General features: G+C 63.7%; 20 protein-coding genes. 12 read left to right on the forward strand and 8 right to left on the reverse strand.

Annotated features, from left to right (window positions below; all coding sequences use genetic code 11):
- Window positions 1-88: 88 nt before the first annotated feature.
- The 5 genes from ACTOWK_RS13565 (at window position 89) to ACTOWK_RS13585 (ending at window position 5,735) form a co-directional block, all read left to right on the forward strand.
- Window positions 89-1,810, forward strand: a complete 1,722-nt coding sequence (locus tag ACTOWK_RS13565) for a hypothetical protein (protein WP_441330687.1) — start codon at window positions 89-91, stop codon at window positions 1,808-1,810.
- Window positions 1,811-1,930: 120 nt separating this feature from the next.
- A complete protein-coding gene (locus tag ACTOWK_RS13570) occupies window positions 1,931-4,357 on the forward strand; it encodes a SpoIIE family protein phosphatase (RefSeq protein ID WP_441330688.1) in 2,427 nt (808 codons plus the stop codon).
- Window positions 4,358-4,385: 28 nt separating this feature from the next.
- Window positions 4,386-4,778: an STAS domain-containing protein gene (locus ACTOWK_RS13575; RefSeq protein ID WP_441330689.1), complete on the forward strand. Its 393-nt coding sequence runs from the start codon at window positions 4,386-4,388 to the stop codon at window positions 4,776-4,778.
- Between the two features lie 216 nt (window positions 4,779-4,994).
- On the forward strand, window positions 4,995-5,510 hold the full coding sequence (locus ACTOWK_RS13580; RefSeq protein WP_441330690.1) for a DUF2975 domain-containing protein: 516 nt from the start codon (window positions 4,995-4,997) through the stop codon (window positions 5,508-5,510).
- A 3-nt stretch (window positions 5,511-5,513) separates the two neighbouring features.
- Window positions 5,514-5,735: a helix-turn-helix domain-containing protein gene (locus ACTOWK_RS13585; RefSeq protein ID WP_441330691.1), complete on the forward strand. Its 222-nt coding sequence runs from the start codon at window positions 5,514-5,516 to the stop codon at window positions 5,733-5,735.
- 1,146 nt (window positions 5,736-6,881) lie between these two features.
- On the opposite strand, the gene ACTOWK_RS13590 is transcribed toward ACTOWK_RS13585, so the two are convergent.
- Window positions 6,882-8,900, reverse strand: coding sequence for a M13 family metallopeptidase (locus ACTOWK_RS13590; protein WP_441330692.1), 2,019 nt, complete (start codon window positions 8,898-8,900; stop codon window positions 6,882-6,884).
- Window positions 8,901-9,361: 461 nt separating this feature from the next.
- Between ACTOWK_RS13590 and ACTOWK_RS13595 the strand changes: the two genes are divergently transcribed.
- Window positions 9,362-10,900, forward strand: coding sequence for a S8 family serine peptidase (locus ACTOWK_RS13595; protein ID WP_441330693.1), 1,539 nt, complete (start codon window positions 9,362-9,364; stop codon window positions 10,898-10,900).
- A 986-nt stretch (window positions 10,901-11,886) separates the two neighbouring features.
- Entirely contained in the window at window positions 11,887-13,101 is a 1,215-nt protein-coding gene (locus ACTOWK_RS13600) for an alpha-lytic protease prodomain-containing protein (protein ID WP_441330694.1), read from the forward strand.
- 386 nt (window positions 13,102-13,487) lie between these two features.
- Here ACTOWK_RS13600 and ACTOWK_RS13605 read toward each other — a convergent pair whose 3' ends face one another.
- From ACTOWK_RS13605 to ACTOWK_RS13615, 3 genes are all read right to left on the reverse strand, one after another.
- Window positions 13,488-15,029, reverse strand: coding sequence for a S1 family peptidase (locus tag ACTOWK_RS13605; RefSeq protein ID WP_441330695.1), 1,542 nt, complete (start codon window positions 15,027-15,029; stop codon window positions 13,488-13,490).
- Between the two features lie 426 nt (window positions 15,030-15,455).
- Window positions 15,456-18,158 (reverse strand): reprolysin-like metallopeptidase, encoded by a 2,703-nt coding sequence (locus ACTOWK_RS13610; RefSeq protein ID WP_441330696.1) that lies wholly within the window; start codon window positions 18,156-18,158, stop codon window positions 15,456-15,458.
- A 396-nt stretch (window positions 18,159-18,554) separates the two neighbouring features.
- Window positions 18,555-19,217 carry a hypothetical protein gene (locus ACTOWK_RS13615; RefSeq protein WP_441330697.1) on the reverse strand — a complete coding sequence of 221 codons (663 nt, stop codon included), beginning with the start codon at window positions 19,215-19,217 and terminating at the stop codon, window positions 18,555-18,557.
- 196 nt (window positions 19,218-19,413) lie between these two features.
- Here ACTOWK_RS13615 and ACTOWK_RS13620 point away from each other — a divergent pair, with 196 nt between their 5' ends.
- The 4 genes from ACTOWK_RS13620 to ACTOWK_RS13635 all read left to right on the forward strand — a co-directional run bounded on the left by ACTOWK_RS13620 (window position 19,414) and on the right by ACTOWK_RS13635 (window position 22,726).
- On the forward strand, window positions 19,414-20,088 hold the full coding sequence (locus ACTOWK_RS13620; RefSeq protein WP_441330698.1) for a hypothetical protein: 675 nt from the start codon (window positions 19,414-19,416) through the stop codon (window positions 20,086-20,088).
- A gap of 76 nt (window positions 20,089-20,164) precedes the next feature.
- On the forward strand, window positions 20,165-20,863 hold the full coding sequence (locus tag ACTOWK_RS13625) for a hypothetical protein (protein ID WP_441330699.1): 699 nt from the start codon (window positions 20,165-20,167) through the stop codon (window positions 20,861-20,863).
- 22 nt (window positions 20,864-20,885) lie between these two features.
- Window positions 20,886-21,299, forward strand: a complete 414-nt coding sequence (locus ACTOWK_RS13630; RefSeq protein ID WP_441330700.1) for a hypothetical protein — start codon at window positions 20,886-20,888, stop codon at window positions 21,297-21,299.
- Entirely contained in the window at window positions 21,245-22,726 is a 1,482-nt protein-coding gene (locus ACTOWK_RS13635) for a peptidoglycan-binding domain-containing protein (protein ID WP_441330701.1), read from the forward strand. Before ACTOWK_RS13630 ends, ACTOWK_RS13635 begins: the two co-directional genes overlap by 55 nt.
- A gap of 115 nt (window positions 22,727-22,841) precedes the next feature.
- Here the strand turns inward: ACTOWK_RS13635 and ACTOWK_RS13640 are convergent, their stop codons facing one another.
- Together ACTOWK_RS13640 and ACTOWK_RS13645 are read right to left on the reverse strand one after the other, a co-directional pair.
- Window positions 22,842-23,486 (reverse strand): nucleoside-diphosphate sugar epimerase, encoded by a 645-nt coding sequence (locus ACTOWK_RS13640; RefSeq protein ID WP_441330702.1) that lies wholly within the window; start codon window positions 23,484-23,486, stop codon window positions 22,842-22,844.
- 94 nt (window positions 23,487-23,580) lie between these two features.
- The gene (locus ACTOWK_RS13645) at window positions 23,581-23,829 is read right to left on the reverse strand and encodes an XAC0095 family protein (protein WP_441330703.1); all 249 of its coding nucleotides are present in this window, start codon (window positions 23,827-23,829) and stop codon (window positions 23,581-23,583) included.
- A 100-nt stretch (window positions 23,830-23,929) separates the two neighbouring features.
- Between ACTOWK_RS13645 and ACTOWK_RS13650 the strand changes: the two genes are divergently transcribed.
- The gene (locus ACTOWK_RS13650) at window positions 23,930-24,172 is read left to right on the forward strand and encodes a helix-turn-helix domain-containing protein (RefSeq protein ID WP_441330704.1); all 243 of its coding nucleotides are present in this window, start codon (window positions 23,930-23,932) and stop codon (window positions 24,170-24,172) included.
- Window positions 24,173-24,250: 78 nt separating this feature from the next.
- Here the strand turns inward: ACTOWK_RS13650 and ACTOWK_RS13655 are convergent, their stop codons facing one another.
- Window positions 24,251-25,555 carry an SIR2 family NAD-dependent protein deacylase gene (locus ACTOWK_RS13655; RefSeq protein ID WP_441330705.1) on the reverse strand — a complete coding sequence of 435 codons (1,305 nt, stop codon included), beginning with the start codon at window positions 25,553-25,555 and terminating at the stop codon, window positions 24,251-24,253.
- Between the two features lie 57 nt (window positions 25,556-25,612).
- Window positions 25,613-26,305 (reverse strand): GIY-YIG nuclease family protein, encoded by a 693-nt coding sequence (locus ACTOWK_RS13660; RefSeq protein ID WP_441330706.1) that lies wholly within the window; start codon window positions 26,303-26,305, stop codon window positions 25,613-25,615.
- Window positions 26,306-26,401: the final 96 nt, after the last annotated feature.

A 26,401-nucleotide genomic window follows, 5' to 3' on the forward strand; every position in this document is an offset into this window, starting at 1 on the left:
CCCAGGGGCCGCGACGCTGGCCGCCGTGCCCGCCCTGGCCGAAGTCGATCACGGCTGTCGCGCTCCTGCGCGTATTCCGGGAGGCCCCATGTACCTGTCCCTGCCCGCACTCCGCCCCCTCGCCCTGTCCTGCGCCCTCGCCTTGCTGGCGCTGGCTTCCTGCCGCAACACCGGGCCGACCGCCGACAACCCGCCGGCGACGGAGCCCGCGGTGTCGCCACCGCAATTGGCGATGGTCGGCGCGCATCTGCTCGAGGGCCTGGGCGATTACCGTTTCCCGGTCACCAGCCGCAACCCCGAGGTGCAACGCTGGTTCGACCAGGGCCTGATGCTGACCTACGGCTTCAACCACGACGCCGCCGAACGCTCCTTCCTCAAGGCCACGGAACTCGACCCCGATTGCGCCATGTGCTGGTGGGGCGCGGCGCTGGTGCTGGGCCCGCACGTCAATGCGGCGATGGACCCGCAGCAGAACGGCAAAGCCTGGACCCGACTGCAACGCGCACTGGCGCTGGCGCCCAAAGCCAGCGAACGCGAGCGCGCCTTCATCCAGGCGCTGGCAGCGCGCTATGCGCAAGACCCGCCGGCCGACCGCAAGCCGCTGGACCTGGCCTATGCCGAGGCCACCCGCAAGCTGGTGCAACAGCGCCCGGACGACCTCGACGCCGCGACCTTCCACGCCGAAGCGCTGATGGACCTGCAGCCCTGGGATTACTACGACGAAAAGCAACGGCCCAAGGGCGGCACCGCCGAAGTCGTGTCGACCCTGGAATCGGTGATGGCGCGCAACCCCGATCACGCCGGCGCCCTGCATCTGTACGTGCACGCCGTCGAAGCCTCGTCCGCACCCCAGCGCGGCGCCGCCGCCGCCGACCGGCTGCGCGAGCTGATCCCCGGCTCCGGCCATCTGGTGCACATGCCCGCGCACATCTATTCGCGGGTCGGGCGCTGGCACGACGCGGTGATCGCCAACCAACGCGCGATCGAAGCCGACGACGCCTATCTGGAGCTGTGCCGCGGCAACACCCAGGGCGTGTATCCGCTCGGTTACGTGCCGCACAACCACCACTTCCTGTGGTTCGCCGCCAGCATGGAAGGCAGCAGCGCGGTGGCGCATGCGGCCGCGCAGACCACCGCCGAGCGCACCAACCTGCAGGACCTGATGCGCAAGGACGGCTTCGCGGTGTTGCAGCACTACTGGATGACGCCGTGGTTCGAGCGCGTGCGTTTCGGCCGCTGGGACGAAATCGCCAAGGCGCCGAACCCGGCGCCGGACCTGCCCTACGTCACCGCGATCTGGCACTACACCCAGGCCATGGCCGCGGTGCGGCAGCGCCGCCTGGCCGATGCGCAGCGCCATCTCGAAGCCTTGCGCCCGCTCGCTGCCGACCCGGCGATGGAAAAGCTGACGGTGTGGAACCGCTACCCGCTGTCGCACGCGGCGCGCATCGCCGAACGCGTGGTCACCGCGGAGATCTCAGCGGCGCGCGGCAAGCACGATGTCGCCGTGGCCGCGTTGCGCGAGGCCATCGCGATCGAGGACCGCATTCCCTACGACGAGCCGCCGGGTTGGCATGCGCCGGTGCGGCAGACGCTCGGCGCGATCCTGCTCGACGCCCGCCGCCCGGCCGAGGCCGAACGCATCTATCGCGAAGAGCTGCTGCGCAACCCCGGCAACGGCTGGTCGCTGTACGGGCTGGCCGAGAGCCTGCGCGCGCAGAACAAGAACGCCGAAGCCACCGACGCCCAACGCGAGTTCGCCCAAGCCTGGCGCAATGCCGACATACGGCTGACGGCGTCGCGGATGTAGGCGGCGAGAGCGGCGCGCACGGGCCGGCCCCGCATCGAAGGCCGCCGAGGACAGTGCACGCCGCCCCTTTTTTCGGTCGCAGCTGGGGCTATGCTCGGCCCAGTCCTCTGGGAGTCGCCGATGGACCGGACCGAGTCGATTGCCGCTCCGACCCCACCGCGCGTGCTCGCGCGCGACGCTCACCCGCCGGTATCGTGGCGCGACAGCCTGCGCACCAAGCTGATGCTGTGGTTCGGGGTGCTGGTCGGGGTGCTGCTGCTGATCGGCTTCGTCGTCGCCTTCCTGATCGCCCGCCAGCAGATCATCGCCGGCGCGCAGGACAAGACCCGTTACGAAGCGGCGCAGACCGCCGACCGCCTGCTCGCCTCGATGGAGTCGGTGCGCATCACCGGCGCGGCCATGATCGGCCTGTTCAACAGCCTGGCGCTGGACCGCGAGGCGACGATCAAGGCGATGGAAGCCCTGCTGGATGCCGACGCCAGCACCGTCGGCGGCCTGATCGCGCTCGAACCCGGGGTGCTGCGCGATGGCTTGCCGATGGCGTACTACGTCGGCGTGGATCGTCGCGGCGTGGCGAATCGCGACCTCATCGCCATCGGCTACGACGCCCATCGCCAGCCCTGGTACCAGCGCACCTTGGCGGCCGACACGCCGTGGTGGTCGGAGCCCTACTTCAACGAAACCGCCGGCGGCCACTGGATGAGCACCTTGAACCTGCCGCTGCGCGCAGCCGACGGCAGGCGCCTGGGCATGGTCAGCCTGGACGTGCCGATCGCGCGCTGGGCGGAACTGGTCGAACCGCTGCATCACATCTACGGCCAGCGCCCCGCGCTGTTCGCGCCCAGGGGCACCGTCACCCTGCACGCCGACCCGAAGGTCGCCTTGAAGACCACGCTGGAGCGCTACATCGCCTCGGCCGGGCGCAGCGATCTGACCGAGATGGCCGTCGCGCAGGCGCAGCGGCGCCGGTTCGAGTTCACCCATGTGCTGCCGAGCACCCGCGAGACGCGCTACTCGGTGCTCGAACCGATCGGCAAAACCGGCTGGAGCCTGCAGGTGTCGATGTCGCACAAGCCGCTGCTGGCCGCGCTCAAGCGCACCATCGCTCAGCTGGCGATCATCGTAACCCTGGTGTCGCTGATGATTACCCTGCTGGTGCGGCGGATGGCGGCGCGCATCACCACGCCCCTGAGCGACCTGACCGGTTCGGCCAGCCATTTCGCCGCCGGCGAATTCGACTACCCCTTGCACCAGACCGAGCGGCGCGACGAAGTCGGGGTGATGGCGCGCGCGTTCGACAACGCACGCGGCTCGATCAAGCGCCAGATCGTCGAGATCCAGGACATGAGCACGGCGCGGCAGAAACTCGAAAGCGAGCTGGACATCGCGCGCGAGATCCAACTGGCGATGTTGCCGGGCGCGCGCGTGCTCGGCGCCGACGAGTGGCGCCTGCAGGCGAATGCGCGCCTGGAACCGGCCAAGGCGGTCGGCGGCGACTTCTACAGCTTCTTCGAGCGCGACAGCCACACTTTGTGGTTCGCGATCGGCGACGTTTCCGACAAGGGCGTGCCGGCGGCCTTGTTCATGGCCCGCACCATGACCGTGCTGGAGATAGCCGCCGGCCGCGGCGGCTCGCCCGGGATCGCCCTGCAGGAGGCCGCGCTGCGCCTGCTCGAAGGCAACGACACCTGCATGTTCGCCACGGTCATGTGCGGTTTGATCGACGCGCGCAGCGGCGAGCTGGCGTTGGCCAGCGCCGGTCACGAACCGCCGGTGCTGCTGCGCGCCGACGGCAGCGCCGAATTCGTCGACTTGCCCTCGGGTCCGCCGCTGGGGGTGGTGGCCGACGAACACTATCCGATCTGGCGGGGCCGCCTGCGCAACGGCGAGGCCCTGGTGGCCTATACCGATGGCATCACCGAAGCCTTCGACGCCAAGCAACAACCGTTCGGCGGCGAGCGTTTGTTGGCTTCGCTGCGCGGCAGCAACGAAGCGAGCACGCTGTGCAGCGCCCTGGTCGCCGACGTGCATCGCTTCGCCGCCGACGCACCGCAATCGGACGACATCACCGTGCTGTCGCTGCACTGGACCGGCAACGACGACGGCGAGCAACCGAACGAGCCTCTGTCGCAGCGGTTCCGCGCACCGCAGGAACGCGCCCGGCTTCCGGAGTTGCTCGCCGCGGTCGACGAGGCGCTGGTCAAGGCCGGCATCGACCCCGCGCTGATCGGCGACGTGCGGCTCATCACCGAGGAAGTGATGTGCAATGCGGTCGACCACGGCGCCCAGCCCGGCGTCGAGCACGAGGTCGCCGTCGAACTCGCGATCGAACGCGAGCGCATCGTCCTGCAATTCCGCGACGACGGCGCGCCGTTCGACCCGCTGTCGGAGCCCGAACCCGACCTGGATGCCGACATCGACGATCGCCCGCTGGGCGGCCTGGGCCTCCATCTGGTCCGTACCCTCGCCAATCACGCGACCTATGCGCGCGAGGGCCGCTACAACGTGCTGCACATCGTGCTGCTACGACCCGCTGCCGGCGACTGAGGCCGGCATCTAGAACCTGGAGCCACGCATGGACCTGACCATCCGGATCGACCCAGCCACCGCCCACAGCCAGCGCGTCTACCTCGCTGGCCGTCTGGACACCGCCAGCTACGCCGAACTCGACCGCCAACTGGGGCCGACGCTCGCCTCCAGCGTGCCGTCGCTGGTGCTCGATCTCGCCGACCTGGAATACATCAGCTCCGCCGGCATCCGCTCGATCTTCCGCGCGCGCAAGGCGCTGTCGGCGCGCGGCGGCAAGGTGGTCGTGGTCAACCCACAGCCGCAGATCCAGAAAGTGTTCGACCTGGTCAAGGCGGTGCCGATGAGCGAAATCTTCAGCAGCGTCGAAGAGGCCGACGCCTACCTCGACGCGATGCAACGCAAAGTGCTGGCCAGGGGCGAGGACGCCGACGACGATTGAGTGGCTGAAACGGGATAAGCGGCGCCGCAAGCAAGGCCAAGACCTGGAGCCCACCCGCCGGGCTTTCCGCGGTGAGCCGAAGCCCCGGCCCGGCAAAGGCGCGCCGCGCCGGACCGCCCTGGCGGCGGGAGGTCCAACGGGCTGCCCTGAAGCACTTGCATATCGTTTTTCGATATTATATATATCGCTTACCGATATAACGCAGGCAGCCGCCCCATGACCCGTCCTCCAAACGCCCTCACCCTGGCCCGCCCGCTGATCCGCGGCCTGATCGTCCTCAACGCCCTGTACGCCTTCGCCATCGCCGCGCTGCTGGTCGCGACCTTCGTCAACCCGAAGCTGTTGTTCGAGGCCCTCGGCGTGGCTTACGAACATTTGCATAACGCCCTGCGCGCCGTCGTCGTGCTCGGCATCGTCGCCGCCTACCTCACCCATCGCGTGCTGCGCGCACTGCTGGCGATCGTCGACAGCGTGCGCGACGGCGATCCCTTCATCAGCGACAACAGCCGTCGCCTGCAAGCCATCGCCTGGTGGGTACTGGCCGGCGAAGGCCTGCGCCTGCTGATCGGCGCCATCGTCTACGGCGCCTCGAAAGCGGCCCCGTCGCTGAAGATGGACCTCGACGTCGGCTTCTCGTTCGCACCGTGGCTGGCGGTACTGCTGTTGTTCGTGCTCTCCCGCGTATTCGAACAAGGCGCGCGGATGCGCAGCGACCTCGAAGGCACGGTGTAAGCCATGGCCATCGTGATCCGTCTCGACGAAAAACTGCACGAACGCCGCATGACCCTGACCGAACTGTCCGAGCGCGTCGACATCACCCTGGCCAACCTGTCGATCCTCAAGACCGGCAAGGCCAAGGCCATCCGCTTTTCCACCCTGGAAGCGATCTGCAGCGTGCTGGATTGCCAACCCGGCGACCTGCTCGCGTTCGATCCGACGCAGGCGGCGCAGGAGTGAGGGCAGGCGCTGAAGCCTCTGGATCCCCGCCTTCGCGGGGATGACGAAATAGAAAGTCGCGCGACCTTGAAGCTATGCCCCTCACCGTCGTTCCCGCGAAGGCGGGAACCCAGGGCTTCATCGCGACAAGACTCTGACCGCGACTTGTGCCGGATTGCAGATGGCATCGGCGCGAGATTGAAACACCGTGGTCGCGGCTTGCACCGCTCCTACCCTCTCAAGCGGCGACCAAGACGCTCTGATCTCGCGTCGGTTCCGGCTGGAGCCCAGGGTAGGAGCGACGCAAGTCGCGACCGCGCCCTCGCGGTCACGGGGCGTATCTTTCGATCAAGAGCAAAGCTTCCGTCCGCTGACGCGGCCGGGTTACTTTCTTTTGCTGGCCCAAAAGAAAGCTAACCAAAGAAAAGGCCTTCCTTGCAAGGGCACAAGCCCGCACGATCGATGCATACGCAGGGATGCTCCAGACAGGCCATCCATGGCCTGCTTGCGCACGGCCCGCATCCATGCGGGCCGCCCTACGGGTCTACTGTTGACCGGCAGAGCCAAGGCCAAGGCAACGGCAACGGCAACGGCAACGACGTTACTGCTGTTGCTCTGTTCTGCTGTGCGTCGTCTCGCACTAGCGAAGGCAACAGAAGACCCGGAGGGCGGCCCGCATGGATGCGGGCCGTTTTTCATCGGGACAGGGATGTCCCGTATGAAAAATCCCCGCGTTAGCACCGCTCGTGCGGGCCTGTGATTCAAAGAAAAGCAACCTCTTTGGTTAGCTTTCTTTTGTTGCTTTAGACAAAAGAAAGTAACCCGCCGCTTTAGTGGCGGAAGCTTTTGGCGTTTGATCTAGATATTGATCTTGCTTGATATAAGCGCCGCGAATCCGTCACAGCGCGGTCGCGACTTGCGTCGCCCCTACCCAAGCGAAAGCATGCCGCTTCGATGGGCGACATCAGCACTATCGCCTCTGCGCGTCCCTTGGTCGCGGCTTGCGCCGCTCCTACCCTGGCGAGGCATCACCCCTTCGATCAATGACGAAAGCATTGCGGACTCTGCGCGTCCCGTGGTCGCGGCTCACGCCACTCCTACAGGGGGAGGTTCACTCCTCCACCCCGCCCCCGGAAGCGACAACCATGAAGAACGCGAGAGCCATCCTCACCACACCTCACACCGCTTCTGCTCCGCCCGCACCATCGCATCGCCCGCCTTGCACTCGAACACCTGCTGGAACGCCGGCAGGTTCGACAGCGGGCCGTTGACTCGGTACTTCGCGACCGGGTGCGGGTCGCCCTGGATCATGGTGCGCTGGGTTTCCAGGCGGGTTTCGTCGCCGCGGAACTGGCCCCAGGCAATGAAGAACTGTTTCTCGGGACTGAAGCCGTCCAGGGTCGGTTCCGGGCCCTTGCCTTCGCGCGACTTCAGATAGGCGCGATAGGCGATCTTGGCGCCGGCCAGGTCGCCGATCGATTCGCCCAGCACCAGCTTGCCGTTGTGGTGCTGGCCGGGTTCGATGAAATAGCCCTCGAACTGGTCGACCACGCATTGGCCCTTGGCCGCGAACTGCCGGCCGTCGGCCGGTGTCCACCAATTGGACAAGCGGCCCTTGGCGTCGAACTGCGCACCCTGGTCGTCGAAGCCGTGGCTGATCTCGTGGCCGATCACCACGCCGATGGCGCCGTAGTTGACCGCGTCGGTGGCGTTCACGTCGAACGCCGGCGACTGCAGGATGCCGGCCGGGAACACGATCTCGTTCTGCAAGGGGTTGTAGTAGGCGTTCGAGGTCGGCGGGGTCATGCCCCAACGGCTCCGGTCGGTGGGCTTGCCGATCTGGCTGCGGTTGTCGGTCACGTTCCAGCGCGAGGCGGCAACGACATTGTCCCAGGCCGAGTCGCGGCTCACCGCGACGCCATGGTAGTCCTTGAACTTGTCTGGGTAGCCGAGTTTGGCGACGAAGGTCGAACGTTTTTCCAATGCCTTTTTCTTGGTCGCATCGTCCATCCAGGCCAGCTCGCCGATGGTGTCGTCCATCGCCGCGAGGATGTTCTTGACCATGTCCTGCATGCGCGCCTTGGCTTCCGGCGGGAAGTACTTCTCGACGTACTTCTGCCCCAGCGCTTCGCCGAGCTGGGTGTCGGTGAGCTCGGCGCAACGCTTCCAGCGCGGCTTCATCTGAGTGGCGCCGGTCAGGAACTTGCCGTTGAAGGCGAAATTCTCCTCGACGAAGGGCTGCGACAGCGAGTCGGCGGCGGTGTTGAGCAGATGCCATTGCAGATAGATCTTCCACTGCGGCAAGGGCGTCGTCGCCAGCTCCTTCTCGACCTGCTGCAGGAACTTCGGCTGGGTCACGTTGACGGCGTTGCGCGGCACGCCGGCCGCGTCGAAGTAGCGCCCCCAGTCGAAGCTTGGCGCGAGCTTGGACAGGTCCGCGAACGCGGTCGGGTTGTCCTGCAGCTTCGGGTTGCGCAGTTGCACGTTGTCCAGCGAGGCTTCGGCCAGGCGCTTCTCGAAGTCGAACACGGTTTGCGCATCGCGCTGGGCCTGCTCGGCCGGGGTGCCGGCCAGTTCGAACATCTTGGCCACATGCACCAGGTATTTGGCGCGCGCCTCGACGAAACGCGGTTCGGGCTTGAGGTAGTAATCGCGATCCGGCAAACCGAGGCCGCCGGCATAGACATGGGCGATGGTCTGCGACGGCTCGCGCAGGTCTTCGCCGGCGAACAGCACGAACGGCACGCCCACGCCGGCGTCCTGCAACTTGCGGATCATGCGCTGCACACCGGCGCTGTCGTTGACAGCGCCGATCTCGCTCAGCCACGGCTGCAGCGGCTTGCTGCCCAGCGCATCGACCCGCGACTCGTCCATGCAGGCGGCGTAGAAATCACCGGCCAACTGGCCCGCGCTGCCCTTCGGCCAATCCTTGCGCGCCGACAATTCGTCGAGGATGTCGCGCACCCGCTCTTTGTTGAGCTCGCCCGATTGCCAGCGCCGGCTCCAGCGGTCCATGTAGTCCGGGATCGGGTTCTGCTGCCGCCACGCGCCGTTGGCGTAGTCGTAGAAATCGTTGCAGGCATTGCCCTGGCGATTGATGTCGTCGGGCTGGATGCCGTGCAAGGCGCCGGCGGACGCGGTGGACATGGCCAACAAAGCGACGAGCGGGAGGCTGGACTTGGACACGGCACGATCCCTGCTGAATGGTGTCGCCACTATAGCGAGCGCCCCGGCCCGGACCCGTCCCAGAAGTCCTGTTCGCACCGGACCCCGTTCGCATTCCGCCGAGCGGCCGGAGATCGCCGCGCCTCCATCCGACACCGTCTCGATGCGCCGCACCACGTTTCGCCCGCGCTTCTCGCCTCGGACCGAGCACAACCCGCCACCCTGACACGTCCACAGGCTGCACGAGGCTGCAATGCCGCATTGCGACGCCTTCAAGCCGTGTGCGCGATCCCGGTTTCCGCACGGCAAAAAACCCACTGCGTCGCGTCATTGAAAGCGTGATCCGACTCAAGTCGAGGCACATTGCGCCTGACTATGCTCGCCGCCGGATCGCTCGACGATCCGCTCCGCACCGGCCGCGAAGCCCGGACAGCGTGTCGCTTCGCATGACGATTCCTCCCATCCACTCAGGATTCTTTCTCATGCGCTACAAGTCCTCCGCTGCACGCACGAAATCCGCACGCCCCCACTCCGCGCCCCTGCTCCGCCTGCTGCTGCCGTGCCTGGCGATCGCGGCGATGCCCGCCGTCGCGCCGCTCGCCGCACCGCCGTCGAACGCTCCCGTGTCGCAATCGGCCATGCCCAAGCCGGCCAAGACCCAACTCGGCCGCTACGACTCGCGCGAATACATCGAAGTCAAATTCGTCCGCGACAGCCAGGTGCGTCTGCAGAGCGGACGCCCGACCTCGGCGAAGTACGGGCGCCTGACGGCGCTGGAAAGCCTGGCCGGCGGCGCCGGCCCAGTCGCGAACATGGAACCGCTGTTCCGCGCCGACGAGGCCATGCTCACCTCGCTGTCGAAGAGCGCGCAGCCGCAGGCGCAGAACGAACAGCCCGACTTGAGCCAGTGGTTCCGCCTGAAGATGCGCCCAGGCCAGGACATCCGGCGGGTGATCGACGAACTCAACGCCATGAGCATCGTCGAGATCGCCTACCCGGCGGCGCTGCCGATGCCGCTGCCGGCCTCGCCCGCTTATCACGACCAGCAGCACTACCAGTTGCCTGCGGCGCAGAGCGGTATCGACAGCCAGTACGCCCGCACCGTGGCCGGCGGCGACGGCACCGGCGTGCGCGTGCTCGACATCGAATACAGTTGGAACACCAACCACGAAGACCTGTCCAAGCTGCGCCTCGCCGGCGCGCTGATCGCCAACGGCACCCCGAGCGACCCGTTCAACGACAACAACCACGGCACCGCGGTGATGGGCGAGTTGATCGCCGACAACAACGGTATCGGCGTCACCGGCCTGGTCAGCGGCGCCAGCGCCCACTACACCAACGCGATGAATACCCAGCGCGGTTACGACCTGGCCAACGCCATCCTGACCGCCGCCAACGCACTGCGCGCCGGCGACGTCATGCTGCTGGAACAACAGGCGGCGGGACCGAGCGGCTGCAGCAACTACGTGCCGGTGGAGTGGACGCCGTCGGTGTACGACGCCATCGTCGTCGCCACCAACAAAGGCGTGCACGTGGTCCAGGCCGGCGGCAACGGTAATATGAATCTCGACAACACCACCTGCTTCGGTTCGCCGTTCCCGCGCAGCCGCCCGGACTCGGGTTCGATCATCGTCGGCGCCGGCGGCCCACGCTCCAACATATGGTGCAGCGACACGGTCGCCGAGCGCGCCAAGCAGCCGTTCTCGACCTACGGCCGCCGCGTCAACGTGCAGGCCTGGGGCCGCTGCGTCACCAGCGCCGGCTATGGTGAGCTGTACAACGGCGGCGTCAACGCGCGCTACACCAAGACCTTCGCCGGCACCTCCAGCGCCTCACCGATCGTCGCCGCCGCGGTGGTCGCGTTGTCGGGCATCGCCAGGCAACGCGGCATCACCCTCACGCCGCGGCAGATGCGCGAGCTGCTGATGACCACCGGCACCCCGCAGACCGGCACCGGCGGCCAGATCGGCCCGCTGCCGGACCTGCGCGCCGCGATCGCACGCCTCGGCACGATGCGCTGAACCCAGGCGAGCGAAGGGCACCTGCCCTTCGCTCGCGTCTCCAAGAGCGACGACACAAAGGGTAGGAGCGGCGCAAGCCGCGACCGCGAAACCGAAGCTGCGACGGATGTTGCGCATGCGCAGTCGCGACTCACGTCGCGCCTACCCTTGGAACGCCGACCTTTGTAGGAACGGCGCAAGCCGCGACCACGACCATGCAACTGCGACGAACCATTGCCTCGCAGCGTGGGTCGCGACTCACGTCGCCCCTACAGTGAGTCATCGGCTTCAAGGGGTAGGAGCGGCGCGAGCCGCGACCGCGAAATCGAAACGGCGACGGATGTTGCGCATGCGCAGTCGCGACTCACGTCGCTCCTACCCTTGGAACGCCGACCTTTGTAGGAACGGCGCAAGCCGCGACCACGACCATGCAACTGCGACGGACCATTGCCTCGCAGCGTGGGCCGCGACTCATGTCGCTCCTACAGTAAGCCACCGGCTTCAAGGGGTAGGAGCGGCGCAAGCCGCGACCGCGAAACCGAAGCTGCGACGGATGTTGCGCATGCGCGGTCGCGACTTGCGTCGCTCCTACCCTGGATCGCCGACCTTTGTAGGAGCGGCACGAGCCGCGACCGCGAAACCGAAACGGCGACGGATGCTGCGCATGCGTAGTCGCGACTTGCGTCGCTCCTACCCTTGGAACGCCGACCTTTGTAGGAACGGCGTAAGCCGCGACGACGACCATGCAACTGCGACGGACCATTGCCTCGCAGCGTGGGCTGCGACTCACGTCGCTCCTCCTTCATTCACGATTTTCATAATCGGCAACCGTGCGCTAGCGCAAAAACAAGCACGCCGTCTCAATTTCCAGGTGGGGGTGCCCCAACGCGGCCCCGTTCTATCCAGTGCGGCCCGGCCGAGCGCTTCATGCCTGCCACCTCAGCGACCTGCCCCGGCCCCGCCGCCACTGTTGTCCGCATCCCTCTCTGCCTTAGGAGTTTTTGGATATGCGCAAGTTCAGTATGTCGGTTCTCGCTGCCACCGTAGCCATGACCGTATCCGGCGCGGCCTTCGCCGCCGACGATCTCGCCCCCGCGTTGAAGTCGGCCATGCAGCGCGACCTGGGATTGTCGGGCACGCAACTGGCCCAGTACCTGAAGACCGAACGCCTCGCCGCACAACAAGAAAAGACTCTGGAAAAGCAGCTCGGCCGCCACTTCGCCGGCGCCTGGCTCGAGCGCAAGGCCGACGGCTCCTTTGGCGTGGTCGCCGCCAGCACCTCGATCAAGGCCGCCAAGGCCGCGGCCGGCGTGGAAACCCGCCAGGCGCGTCATAGCCTGGCCGCGCTCAACGCCGCCAAGGGACAACTCGACAGCCAGCTCGCGCGCAACGGCAAGGCACCGAAGGGCGTGTACAGCTGGGCGGTGGACCTGCCGAGCAACAGCGTGACCGTGGGCGTGGCCCCGGGCGCGGAAGACGCCGGCGTCGACTTCATCGCGCGCAGCGGCCTGGATGCGAGCACCGTGCGTTTCGAAACCCTGAGCGAAGCGCCGCAGCGCCGCATCGCGATCCAGGGCGGCCGCGGTTATCTGCGCGACCCGGGCGACGGCTACGTCTATGCCTGCTCGGTCGGTTTCTCGGTGACCAAGGGCACCACCCTGGGCTTCGCCACCGCCGGCCACTGCGGCGACACCGGCGAAGTCGTGTATCACGAAGTCTCGCAGTGGACCCCGGGCGTGCGCCTGGGTTCGTTTGCCGCTTCCTCGATGCCGGACGACAACCAGACCGGCCCCGACCGCGGTTGGGTGCAGGTCGACAACACCCACACCCTCTCGGCCAGCGTCTACGGATACGGCAATGGCGACGTCAACGTCAGCGGCAGCACCGAAGCCGCGGTCGGCGCAGCCCTGTGCCGTTCCGGCCGCACCAGCAGCTGGCGCTGCGGCGCCATCCGCAGCAAGAACATGACCGTGTCCTACGTCGACGACGCCGGCAATCCGGACGGCACCGTGACCGGCCTCACCCAGACCACTGCCTGCTCCGAAGGCGGCGACTCCGGAGGCTCGTTCATTACCGGCGCCGGCCAGGCCCAGGGCGTGTTGTCGGGCGGCAGCGGCAGCTGCAAGGGCCGTCAAGGCCGTACCGGCGGCGGCAACAGCTACTTCACCCCGATCAACTCGATCCTCAGCACCTATGCCTTGACCTTGAAGACCACGCCGTAATTCATCGCGGTTGCAGCACCTGTCTGAGCGCCCTGGGCAACCGGGGCGCTTTTTTGTGCGCCTGCGTCGGGCGCAGCCCCTCCCCGCTCCCTCCTGCAACCAACGGGTAGGAGCGGCGCAAGCCGCGACCGCGCTGTCACGATCTCGCGTCGAAACTCACCATATCCCGGGTCAAGACTTCGAGTGACATCGCCCATGAGCGACCGCGGTCGCGGCTTGCGCCGCTCCTACTCCTGCGAACTCGGTTGCAGGGGGATCCGGCGCGAGGCTGAAACTTCGCGGTCGCGACCTATCTCGCTCCTACAGAGAGACTGAGGGATATCGCAAGGTCGGGCGTATTCGCACACGACGGCCGGACCGCCGGCCGTCGTGTGCCTGGCCAGCGATCAGGGTTCGATGGTGATCATCGGCGGGCCGCCATCGCCACGCACCGCCGCACCACTGGCCACGGTGGTGGCCATGCAGGTGCTGGTGTGGTCGATCGCGTTGGTCGTCGCACCATCCGCGCCGACCAGGGTCGTGCGCCAGGAGAAGGTCGCGGTCGGCGTCGTCCCTGTGGTCGTGCACTTGAAGTTGAAGGTCAACGGCGAAGCGGTATTGCTGGTGTAGCTGCCGTTGTAGTCGCTGCAGCTCCAACCGGAGGGGCAGCTCATGATCTTGGTCTTGCGCTGCACGGTGAATTTCGGCACGCCCTTGTAGAACACCTGCGCCTGGAAGCTGACGTTGTGCGGCCCCGACACGTTCGGGATGCTGGTCAGGCTGAAAGCTTCCTTCAGCACCGACACGCTGAGCGCGGAGAAGTGGTCCACCGGCACGAAGTACAGGTCGTTATGAGTCGGCGTGCCCGCGCCGCCGCGGCCGTGGACGAGGCCGTAGGCGGTGTTGGTGCCGAACACCGGCCCGCCGCTGTCGCCGAAGTCGTTCATCACCTGGTTGCTGGCATTGTGCACGCGGATGAAGGTGCCCACCACGCCGTTGTACATCGCCTGCGCATTCTTGTCGGCGACCTGGCCGCAGGTGTAGTTGGTGGTGATGCCGTTCTTGCAGGCCGTCGCGCCGATCGGCAGGTTGGCCGAGGTCGTCTCGCTGGTGATCGACATCGTCGCCTGCGGCCCGCCGACCAGCTTGATCTCGTTGCTCTGCACCTGCGGCGTTCCCACGGATTGCTTGTTCCATTGCAGGTCCAGCGAACCGCTGTTCTGCTCGCTCTGGAATGCCAAGGTGACGTTCGGGCTGCCGATGTAGGTCAGCGCGTTGTCGCAATGCCCGGCCGTGATCATGCCGAGTTCGCGCGTCGCGTTGACCACGTTGAAGCCGGCGGTGCAGTTCATCGTTGCACCGGTGACCTGATTGCCGCCGACCATGGCGGTGGGCGTCATCAGCGCCGGCACCTTGTGCAGCTTGATGTAGTCGGCCACCGCCATCAGCCCGGACAGGCGCTTGGACGCGGTCGCGGTGTCGAGCACGAACAGATTGACCTGCGAGGTCTTGAGGTCCAGCCCGGACTCGAATGCGACACCCGAGCGGCTCAGCTCCGCCGCCAATTCCTCCTGTGCCCCGCGCAGCAGCTCCAACGGCCGCGGCGCCAGTTGCGCCACGAACTCAGGGGCCTTGGTGTAGCGCGACAACAGCGCCTTCGGCGTCTTGGTGAACCGCACCACCACCCGGTAGGTCGGCTGATGCTCGATGTACAGACCGGCGAAGGTATCCGGCAACTCGCGCTGCAGCCGTTGCTCCAACTGCGCGATCTCCGCCACCTGCGCCGTGCGGCGCTTGGCCTCGGCCAGCGGCACCTTGAACTGCTGCGCATACGACACCGCGATCGGGTCGCCGCCGGCCGACTGCGCATTGAGGCCCAGCGAGAACAGCAGGCCGACGGCAAGCGCCGCCGGGGCAAGACGTGCGGAACGACGATATCCAAAATCCATGATGGTTAACGCTCCTTTGGTTGACGACAGGCTGGTGCCTGTCGACCGAGGTATAGCGTCTGCCGCATGACGGTTTGCAGAGGACTGTCAAAAGTGACGGGGAATGTTGGTTGCCGATCACGCGAAACGGAACCGGCGTAGCGGTTTGACCGAAGACCCGGGGTAGGAGCGGCGCGAGCCGCGACCGCGCAGCGACGATCTCGCGTCGAGCCCTCCCCGACATCCCGCGCCGGCATCGGTTGCACGGGGATGCGACGCGAGATGGAAACTCCGCGGTCGCGGCTCGCGCCGCTCCTACTCTGAATAGCCTGGTTGCGGGGGGATGCGACGCGAGCTGGAAACTCCGCGGTCGCGGCTCGCGCCGCTCCTACCCTGAAGACAGAAAAACGCCGCCCGAAGGCGGCGTTCTTCGTCGCCCAAACGACTCTATTTGTTCTTCGGCACCAGCACCGTGTCCGAATCCGCCACGTCGTTGCCCGACCCGTCCTGGACCGTATAGGTCGCGGTATACACGCGGCCGTTGCCGTTGCCCGCACGCTCGCTGCGCAGGTCGAACTGCAGGTCGGGCGTGCCGATGGCGGCGTTCTGGATGTCGTTGACGGTGTCGCCGTCGGCATCGCCGTTGTCGGGCTCGTTGCTGGTCACGCTGGTCAGGACATAACCGACGCCCGGGCAGTTGTCGCTGGCGACCACGCTGGCCCAGATCGGCACCATCTTGTGGTTCGGCGGCCACAGCTGGCTGGGGTCGAGGCTGACGTCGATCGTCGGCGGGGTGTCGTCGACGATCTGCGCGACCGCGGTGTCGTTGGTCGACAGGCCGCAGCCGTCTTGCGCGGTCACGCTGACGGTGAGCTGCGCCGGCGAGCCGGTCACATCGGACACCACCACGCTGCCGCTCACCCCGACCTGGGTGGACGTGATCTGCTGGATGTTGATCGTCGGCGTGCCCAGGGTGAAGTTGTTCGCGCCCTTGATCAGGTCGACGTCGACATCGCCGGCCAGCACGCCGCAGGTGTCGGTGGCCTGGGCGGTGAACTGCACGGTGAACTCGCATTGGTCGTCGACCGCACCGCCGGCCGTGTTGACGGCGACGCTCGGCGCGGTGTTGCTGACGCTCAGGTCCTGGTCGTTGATGTCGAAGAAGATGTTGCCGACCGATTGCAGCTTGATGCGGTTGTCCGACCCCGATGCGCAGGGCACGACGAACGAGCTGGCACCGTCGTTGGCGGTCGAGCCGATCAGGCTGGTGGCGAAGTTCTGCCCGCCGTCGCTGGAGAACAAGGCACTGACCTGCGGCGCGATGGAACCGCCACCGACCTCCCAGGTCAACGGCACCGTGCAGCCGGCGCTCAGGCTGCCGCTATTGGGCGAGGTGATGAAGAACGGATCGCCCACCACCTGGATATGCATGCCGTCATAGGCCACGCCACCGCCGCCCATGCGGTTGTCGCGGGCGATCAGGCGGAAGTTCATTTCGCGATCGACCTGCGGCAGGATCTCGCCGGCGCGGGTCACGCCGTCGAGCAGGTCCTGCAGGTTCGGGATGATGCGCGAGCTGGACGCACCCGGGGGCAGCGAGCGGACCAACGGGCCGTCGCCAGGGTCGGTGTTGATGGGCCGCTGAGTCACCGCACGGTCGTACTGCTCCCAGTTGTAGGTCAGCGCATCGGCATCGGTCGCCGAGCCGTTGAGCTCGAACGGCGTCTGCCGCGGGATGGTGTAATCCCCGCCTGCATTGACGTTGGGCGCGGAGTTGCCGGTGTTGATCAAGGTGCCGCAGGTCGAGCCCACGCCGACGAATACATTGGTGACGATCTCGTCGAAACTGCGCGAGTGGAAGTACGAGCCGGCGCCGATCACCGAGGTGTCGACGTCGTCCGAATCGCAGTTGCCGTTGTACGACATGCGGGTGGTACCGCTGCCCGGCTCGTAGCCGCTTTCGCTGTCGCCGGCGAGGAACTCGTTCAAGGTGCAGCTGCCGCCCGCACCGGTGAAGGTGTGGCGCGCGCCGAGCTGATGGCCGACTTCGTGCGCGAGCAAGCCGCTGGCGCTGTTGGCGCCGTTGTTGCCCATCTGCCCCGCCCCACGGCCCTTGTGCAGGGTGTCGTTGGTGGTCTGGCAGACGACGTACCAGGCGCAACCACTGGCGCCGTTGCCCGCGCGCGTGGCGAACAAAAAGCCGAGATCGTAGTCCGCATCGTTCAACACCACCTTGTTGTTGTCGCGATTGGCATCGCGCAAGGTGCAGGGGCTCTGGGTGTTGTCGAAGGGGTCGGTGTCCGGGTCGCTATAGACCACATCGTCGCTGACATCGGCGATCACCAGACGCACGCTGACCTCGGGTTCCAACACCGCATTGGCGCCGGCCAGATCGGCGACGATGGACGACAACACATCGGCCAGACCGCCGCCCGCATCGCGGGCCTGGTAGAACTCGCCGGTGGTCGACGCCGCCAGCCGATAGATCCGCAACTGCGTGCCCGCATCGACCTTCTCATTCGCCTTGATCTGCGACACCAGCGCAGCCGAGAAGCGCGGCACCGGCGGCTCGTGATGGTGATCGTCGTCGCCCAGATGGAAATCGTTGGCGCCGTCGGTGCGGTCCTGGTCGCGATAACTCAGGTAGACGCGGCCGCTGGCGGTCTCGACCGGTTCGACGCGCAGGATGCCGTCGTCGGTCTGACCCGAGATGAACACGCCGCGCGTGCCGACGGTGATAAAGCCGGTGAAGCCTTCGCGCTCATCCTCGAACACATAGGTCTTGATCTGCGGGAACTGACCCGCCAGGTTCGGCCCGAGCAACTGGCTTTGCGCCAGCGCAATCTGCACGAAACCGCCGCTGGCGCGCGGCAGATAGATCTGCGTCTGCGGCGGAATCGGCCCGAAGGTTTCGCGCGGCGTGTCGCGCAAGCGCGCTTCGAGCATCATCCCGTCGAGGGTGAGCGGAACATAGCCGGTCGGCGCCGGAAAGCGCTCGGGCAACTGCACCGCCGGCAAGGTTTGCCACATGCCATCGGGCGAAGCGCCACCGTTCACCAGCATGGCCGCCGCAGCCAGCGGATTCGGCGCGAAGGCCGCACCCGCTGCGCCTTGCGAGCCGCCCGCGGCGGCGTCTTGATGCGTGTCCACGAACGAAGGCGCTGAGATCCGGCTCGCGAAAGCGAGCGCAGCCAAACCCAACGCGATCAGAGAAACCGCCGCCCACCGCTTGGGGCCGCGCCGGAACGTCGAATGGGTAGTCATGACACAGGTCCTGGTCATAGGGGAATGCCGGCGCAGCCCCGGGGGCAGTCCGAGCACTGCGCTGGCATGGGGGACAACGCGGGCGCCGCGCTGCGTCGGACAGGGATGAGACGCGCGCAGGCCGCGCGGCCCTATTCAGGTGACCAGCGGTCGGATACCGACCTATTTCGGCGCCCCGAATGGCCCTGCCGTTCGTCTAGCGCCCCTGGCGAATCCTAGTGTTTTGCAATACAGCAACGATCGTTAGCGCATGTACCGCACAGCCTGCGATCGTGCGATACCTCAACGCTTGCGCCTGGTTTCGGACTTCCGAAAACGAGCCGGCAAAGCTGCAGCGCTCTTGTATTCGGCTACCGGCGTCCATTTCAGCTTGGCAGTCCAGCGTGGCACGGCCTCCACGGTATCGCTCATGCGCTCTGCCTTCCCTAACGCTCGATAGGCGAAGAAGAACGCCTCCAATGCAAGTGCCCAAGCCGCCAAGCCGAGCAATGACTTGCCGCTGATGACCGCCAGCGCTATGAATCCGAACGCAGAGAACGCGAGGATCGCGTAAGCAGCCAACCAAATACGCCATTCCACACGACGTGCCTTGAGCGAAGAATGTCGCTTTTCCCTCCAACGCATCTCGCCGGTGGCCTCGTCCATATCCAGAAGTGGCCAGACGAACGCAAGGTCCACCAAGGCACGCGCGGCCTGCGGTTGAAGCATCAAATGTCGAATCAACGGCACTGGCAGGTTCTCGCCATAAACGTGCCGGACTGCGACCTGAAGCCAAAGGTCGTCTGCCTTGTCGGCCTTGGCCCATAAGTCGAGAAAGTCCTTACGATCCTGCGCTCGGGACCGATGCAGTCCGAACAGGCCTTTCGCCAGGGGGACTGCAATCACCGCGACGATTAGCGGGATGAGCCAGTGAGACCCGAGTGCCTTCAATATCTCGCTGAACATACGAACCATCCTTGTCTTAGCACGCTGGCTGCCGCTTAGAGTACGACCAAGCACCGACGGCGCAACGGCTAGACGCCCGTAATGTGCGGTTTCGCACGCAAGAACACACTTCGATTCGCGAATGCGCAACTCCCAGTTGCTCTTGCAACCCGTCGCCAGTTCCATGACCCTAGCGGCATCTTTTCGAAACCGGTCCATGGCCCGACTCATCGCCCAGATCCATTTCGACACACGCACACTCGGTTGCGCGATCTTGTGCTTGGGCCTCGTCGCCTGCGGTTCTCCAGCCGAGGTTTCCGCATCCGCGCCGCAAACCGATGGGCCTTCATCGCTTTCCAGCCTCAAGCCTCAGCCTGTGAAAGACACACCCAGCGCGTCGATTTCAGCGCCAACGCTGAGCAAGAAAGAGTTCGAGGAAAAGTTATTCGCCCTGATCCATGGCATTCAAGGCACAAGCGACCTGAGCAAAGCACGGGTCGAAACGCTGACGCATTTTGCATTGAGCGCTACCGAAGTCGACGGCACCTGGTCGACGGTGGGAAGCCTGGACTCCGGCTCGGCTTATTCGTTCGATTTCAGTCAGTACGCTAGCGATGACAAGCGAGTTGGTATCCACTTGCCCGATGAAAAGCGCTACGACCCGCAGCAGCGCAGGCCATGCGTATTGGCCCTGAATGGTCTGCACGACAAGCTGAAAACCATGGGTTACCAGTACAGCGAGTTCCCCGGGCCGCATAACAGGCCGCAAGCCTGGCAGTACTGGAAAGGCAGGCAATCGCTGTTGGTGGACTACACCTACCGGCCCAAGCTCGAAGACAATGAGGCTGCCTGCGTGTATGCCGTCACGATCGAGATGATTATTGAGGACTGATCTATTTTCGGCTTTCGGCCCGAACCGCGTTCGTCCGAGCTTCATCGAAAGGCCCATCCCAACCAAGAGAGATGACGTGAATCTCAATCACCTAACCGCAGCAGCCGCCATTGCGATACTGAGCTTAGCAGGCTGCCAGAAAGGAACCGCCGCGGTTGAAAGTCCGGCCAGCTCAAAGCCTGGCACCGAACGTGTCGCACCTACCCAGTCCAGCGACATGCTCGCGAGCGCCGAGCTGTTCGCGAGCGACAAGGGCCATGATTGGTCGGCGTATAGCGCCCTACCCCAAATCAAATGGATCGACCCGTCGCCGAAAGAGTACGTCCCTGGCCGCTACTCACAGCACGGGAAAATTTTGCTGCTCGGGTTCTCGGTCAAAGAAGTGCCGAACGGCAGGCCTGGACCGGATTACGCGACCACGAAAAGAAACGAAGGCGAGTCGACCCTATCCATCAACGGGTCGCAGGCTGCCATCGAGTCCATCTCGATCAGCAAGCCCTTCTATTCGGACGATTATATCGACGTCCTCAAGAAACAGTTCGGCGCTGCGGCTGAAGTCTCCACGATCGCCGATGAATGCGCCCCGGGAGAAGCTGAAGAAGGCACAGGAAATGGCGCGTTCTTCACTGTCTCGATCGCGGGGCGGGACAAGATTTATGTGCAGGCCAGTCAGCAAGACGGCGGCAAATACACCGCGGGCTTCACGGTATTCGACCTGACACGGACCCGACCGAGCGAGGTCATGGCCCAACTGAAGTGCAAGCAGCACCCGTGATCGACCAACAAGGAGCAGGAACATGGCAGGGACGCGTAGGCAAGAACGAGCCGTACTGACAGCCAATCAGTACGCTCAGGGCAATATCGAAGGGCTGAGCGACTATTCCACTCGGAGGCTGGTGGCTTCAACGGTCTTGACCGAGAGTAATGGCGGCGACCTGAGCATCATCAACGGTGCGGGTTACGTCGGACGATATCAGGCGGGCGCTACCTGGCTGGCCGATGCGGGCTACGTCGACGCGGATAAGGTCAGAGCGGCGATGTCGGGGTATCGCAGAGAGTGGACCTGGGCCGAGTCGGGAGGCATGACCCGCTTCCTGGAAGATGCTTCCAACTGGAAAGACGGTTTGAGCCTCGACCAGTACAAGCCTCCGCCGACATGCAGGATCAAGCGTTCAAACGCAACAGCGACGCCGCTTATCGCACCGCCATGAGGCAGGGAGTGCTCGTTGAGGGTGACTCCGAGGAGCACATCGCGGGTTTCCTGAAAGCGCGGCATATCGCCGGATATGGCGGGACCGTGAAAGTCGTCCAGGGCAAGCAGGCCGCGACGGACGACTACGGGACCAGCAGCTACGACTATTACAACGATATAGCACTCAATCGCGACAGACTCGACCAACTGCTGATCATCGAGGAACGGTTCAAAGGCATTCCCTACCAACTACCTGTCGAGAATGAGCTACGCCCGGGCGAAGCCAATCTTTCCGTAAAAGCGTTACAGGAAAGTCTGAAGCTGGTCGGCGCGGTCGATGCCAACGGCAGAGCGCTGGAAGCCGACGGAGACTATGGGAAGAGCACGCGAGAAGCTGTTTCCCTGTTCCAGGAGCGCAACAACCTCCCAGCTACCGGCACAGCCGACATTGTGACGCTAACGACATTACGCACGCACGCCGCGGCACTCTCAGCGACACCGGACTTCCAGCAGGTCGCCGAGCGCTTTCAACCACCCGGCTATCGAAACGATTGGATGCAGCCGAACGACCAAGGCTTGCCGTCGTACTTACAGGCCCCTACCTCCACAGCCAGCACTCGCCAACCACGCGATGCGATGGCCGACGGCAGCTTGAAAGTCGGCGAGCAAGGTCAGGAAGTCGCAAAGTTGCAGGAGAATCTGATCCAGCTCGGAATCAATGACAGGATCAAACAGCCGATCACCGCGGATGGCGTTTTTGGCCCGGCCACTCAGCGAGCAGTACAGGCCTTTCAACTTTGGCATGGCACTGAGCAGGTCAACGGAGTCGCAGATCGGCAGACGCTCGCAGCGATCAGCACCCAGGCCGGGTTGGCCATCGTCCAACGAGCGGCGGACCAGGTCTCCGACCGCCCCGCCCGCGACTTCGCCGCCAACGTCAATCTTGGCAGGCGGATCGATCCCGAGTCGGCTGCCGATCGCTACGAGGCGAACCGCGCACCCCATGCAGCCCCCCTTTTCCAAGCACCCGCCTCCGGCTCGCAGGCCCCTGCCCCGATCAGCCCGGTTTCATCGCCAGCACGCATCGAACCTACACTGACGCCGTCACGGCTAGCGCCTGAGGATCAGGCCATGTTCGACAAGATCCGACAGAACGTGCCTGCGCAGGTAGCTGACGAGAAAGTGGCGCAAGCGATGCTCCAAGCCAAGCAAAACGGCATTCCCGATGCTGGTCGCATCGGACGCATCGGCGTTGTAGATGGAACCCTGTGGATCGCGGGTGTCGTACCGGGGTTCCACGCGGGTGTGTCCACATCCGAGCCGGCACCGCCGATGCAGGGCACCTTGCGTGCGAACCAATCCTTCAATCAAGAGCGCGACCAACAACACGCGCAAAACCTAGCCCAACATTCGCAGGAAGACCCGAGCCGCGGCCCAAGACAGTAAGGCCGTATCCGAGTTCACCTAAAGCCCCCCGCAACGGGTCTTTCCAGGCGAGCGACCACTTTGATTGCCATGGCAAGGAAGCCGAATTAGCCCTCCATCCGGGCCGCGAAAAGGCCTAGCGCCGCATCGCACCGGACAGCAGGACCGTCCTGCCATGGGCCGACGGCACCGCGGACAGCAGAGCCGAGGCCACCGCCGACGCATCGATGGGTTTGTAGTTCGCCGGGATCAGGAACCCCACTACCTTGCCGAGCGCGGAGCCCAGCACCTCGCCCTGCCGGGTCGGCTGCCCGAGCACCTCGCGGTCTCCGACCAACAACGATGGACGGGCGAACACCATGCCCTCGAACGGCATCGATGCCAAGGCGTCCTCCAGCTCACCCTTCACCCGGCTGTAAAAGACCTTCGACTTGGAATCGGCCCCCATCGCACTGACCAAGCCGACCCGCTTCGCGCCTGCGGCCAACGCCGCCGTCGCCACCACCAGGTTGGCGTCGTAATCGACGGCACGAAACGCCGCCTGACTGCCCGCGACCTTGATCGTCGTGCCCAGCGCCAGATACACCTCGTCCGCACACGGCAAATCAGGCAATGCGGCGAAGTCGACGATGTGCGCCGTCAGCTTGGGATGGTGCTCGGCCGGCATTCTGCGGCCGAGGCTGTGCACCGCGGCGACACTCGGGTCGGCCAGCAGCCCGGACAGAAGCTCCCTGCCTACCAGGCCGGTTACGCCTGCGACGATGATGGTGCGGCTTGCCATTGCGAACTCCCATCGAGCGAGCTGGGATTCTGCTCAGGTCTCGGCTTGGCCGTCCAGAGCGACGGACTGCTGCACTCGCCCTCGACAGAACGAGTTACAAGCCGGAGAGGCTGACAGCCTCGGCTACCCGATCCAAGTCGTCGGCCAAGCGATCGAAGCACTCGGCTAGCGCTTGTGCCGAGAGATAGACCACATCGGGGCCGCCCTCGCCTTGTGGCTCGGTGAGCTGGGCCAGCAAGCGGAGCTGGTCGCGAGTCTGAGTCAGAGCTTGTTGTGCAGTGGCGGGCAGCAGGTAGCTGTGGGGCGTGGTGATAGGGGCGCGGCGTCCGTTTCGCATGAGCATCTCCCAAAGGTCATTGATCCGTGACGGGAGTATTTTATTCTATTTTTGAATATTCTTAAAGAGGATACAGCATTCGTGCGGGCCTTCGGATACCGCACACATGTCAAGCAGCACGCTCTACACGAAAGAGAACGAGGTTCTATCCCAGCTTATCCGCGAAATGCGTAATGCAGCTGGCCTCACTCAAGCGGCCTGCGCGGAGGCGCTGGGTAAGCCGCAGTCGTACGTGAGCAAGATCGAGGGCGGAACTCAGCGAATCGATCTGATTCAGCTAAAGGAATATTGCGCCATCTGCAGCGTGTCATTGACAACGTTCGTCAAACGTTTCGAGTCAAAATTATGAATAAATTGACTACTTAACCGAGCTAGACTCTTAAATGCCAACAAAACTGAACGCAATTGAATTATATCGCAATATAGCTCACTGACCTACAACAGCCAAAGCATCAACATGAGCTGGAAAATTAGCTTGGACATATGACCTAATCAACAATCTATTATCAAAACTAATAAATTTCCACTTATCTTTCCACACAGAATATGCATACCAAGACTTGCCTCGAACATAAGCACTACTCATCGACGTCATTGAGTGTCTAACTGCAGAAAGATAAGACTCCTCTAAAGGAGTCCCTCGAATATCTATGATCGCACCAACGTGCACGAGCCAATCGGCCAAATGCGAATATTGCTCCCAGGCACCATTCACATTGGTGTATCGAATTTTTCGCTCAAATATACGTCCAAGCATCGCGGCAAATGCCGGCGCTCGAATCTCAGTCCCGCTTATATTCGCTACTGCCAATATCTGAAAAAGAGAAGAGGGAAGGCGCAAAAACTGATCGGCCCAATCACGCCGACCCGAAATTACATCACGTATATCCTGCTCGGATTGCGCCACCTGAACTCTTGCGGCTGGAATGCAATATGCGACTTCAGATAGCAGCCTATCTATCTCCATGTTCTCAATAACAACCAGACCGAATGCGGCCTCATAATAATCTCGAACAAAAGGCGGCACAACGCCCCGCGTCACGTAAAAAATATTCCCTCTATTAAGGGATCGGGCACCGTGCGCTTTTAGATCACTAAGAATAGCCTTCAAATTAGGGTCACTTAAGCTATAGCCAAGAATCACAACCGAACTCTCATGCATCAGCGTTAGAGTCTTTTGTGCGAAGTACCCATCCTCATTAATGAATTTATAGTAATCACTTGTCGTAGCCACGATCGAGGCCGCCCCTTCAATCGAGCCGTGTATATGAAATATTTGCACAGCACCAGAACGGCGCGCAATCGGCTTGCCTGGGAAATTAGATACACAAGGATCTGCCGCCAAAACCTGTTCCAACAAACGATCATAATTTGTGGTCACAACCGTCGTTGAAGGATTATCTCTTAGAAAATCCCTAGTGACGATCGCGCTTGGTTCGTGAAGGGCGACCTGCCCGATAAGCTGAGCAAGTGTTTCGCGTAAATCCTTACTTTCACGCACAAACGCGATATCAAGAATTTGCGCACAATCCTCAAGTGGATATGTCGCAGCCGCCTGCACCAACTGAGCCTTGGCAGCCGCCGGGTTAATTAACGAGTTGCAACTCTCTTCAAGCAGCTCTATCCAAGATGGAGACATCCCTCCGGATAAGTGCTTGGAAAATCCCGCACCAGTAAACAAGCAGAGTGCGCCAGATGCTGCCGCGTATGCAAGCGCATGTTGATAATCCATTATCAGTATCCTCGTGACCAATTGAGATAGTAATACGTTAGCTCAGGAATACAGCAATTAAGCGGGAACGACCCTACCAGAAAGCTCACCAACGACCAAATCAATTGCCGAACGTATCACCGCGTATTCGGCCTTAAAAAACTCTCGAGCATCCTTGAGTCGATATCCATCTAGAATTTTATGGATGCGCTTTTCGGCGTAGACAACATCAGGCACCCACCACGACTGCACTGTAAGGAAAATATCAGGAATACCTGTGCCCCGAGAAAGTTCAGCAGCACGCGTAGAGACGCTGCGCCTTGTCAAACCAACTTTGAAAATATCTATCTGATGAGCAGCATTTCGCAAAACATATATATAACCCTCTTCGGCAGCCGGAAGCGCCTGCGATCTATCCGAGAATGAACCAGCAACTGATGACCCATACATTGATGCCTGACGTTTAGACAAAGTTTTACGGACCCAGGTCCGACCAAGGACTCGCTCTCCCTCAGGTCCACTCCCATATGTACCGAACGGAAGCCTCTCCCAATACCCCTCCACCTCCACTTTCAACTCAAAAGGCGGCAATAAAACAGACGCGGGCTCACAGCCAGTTTCGACTAGAGTTTGAACCTTTCTCTCGTACAAAATCTGACTTGCAATAGCTTTTTCGAATATCTTCCGCTCCTTAGTTCCTGCACCAGCGATGTCGGTAACCGCTTTATCCGAAATAACTATGTCGACCCACCATAAATCAGTGCCACACAAAACTAGAGGTCGCCGGGTCGTTTTGGATCCGAAACTCGTTGGGCGTTAAACCGCCCAGGCTGTCGTGGGGTATCTCGGCGTTGTAGTCACAAAGCC

Source organism: Lysobacter sp. CA196 (genome assembly GCF_052078695.1).
In the GTDB taxonomy this organism is placed as follows: domain Bacteria; phylum Pseudomonadota; class Gammaproteobacteria; order Xanthomonadales; family Xanthomonadaceae; genus Lysobacter.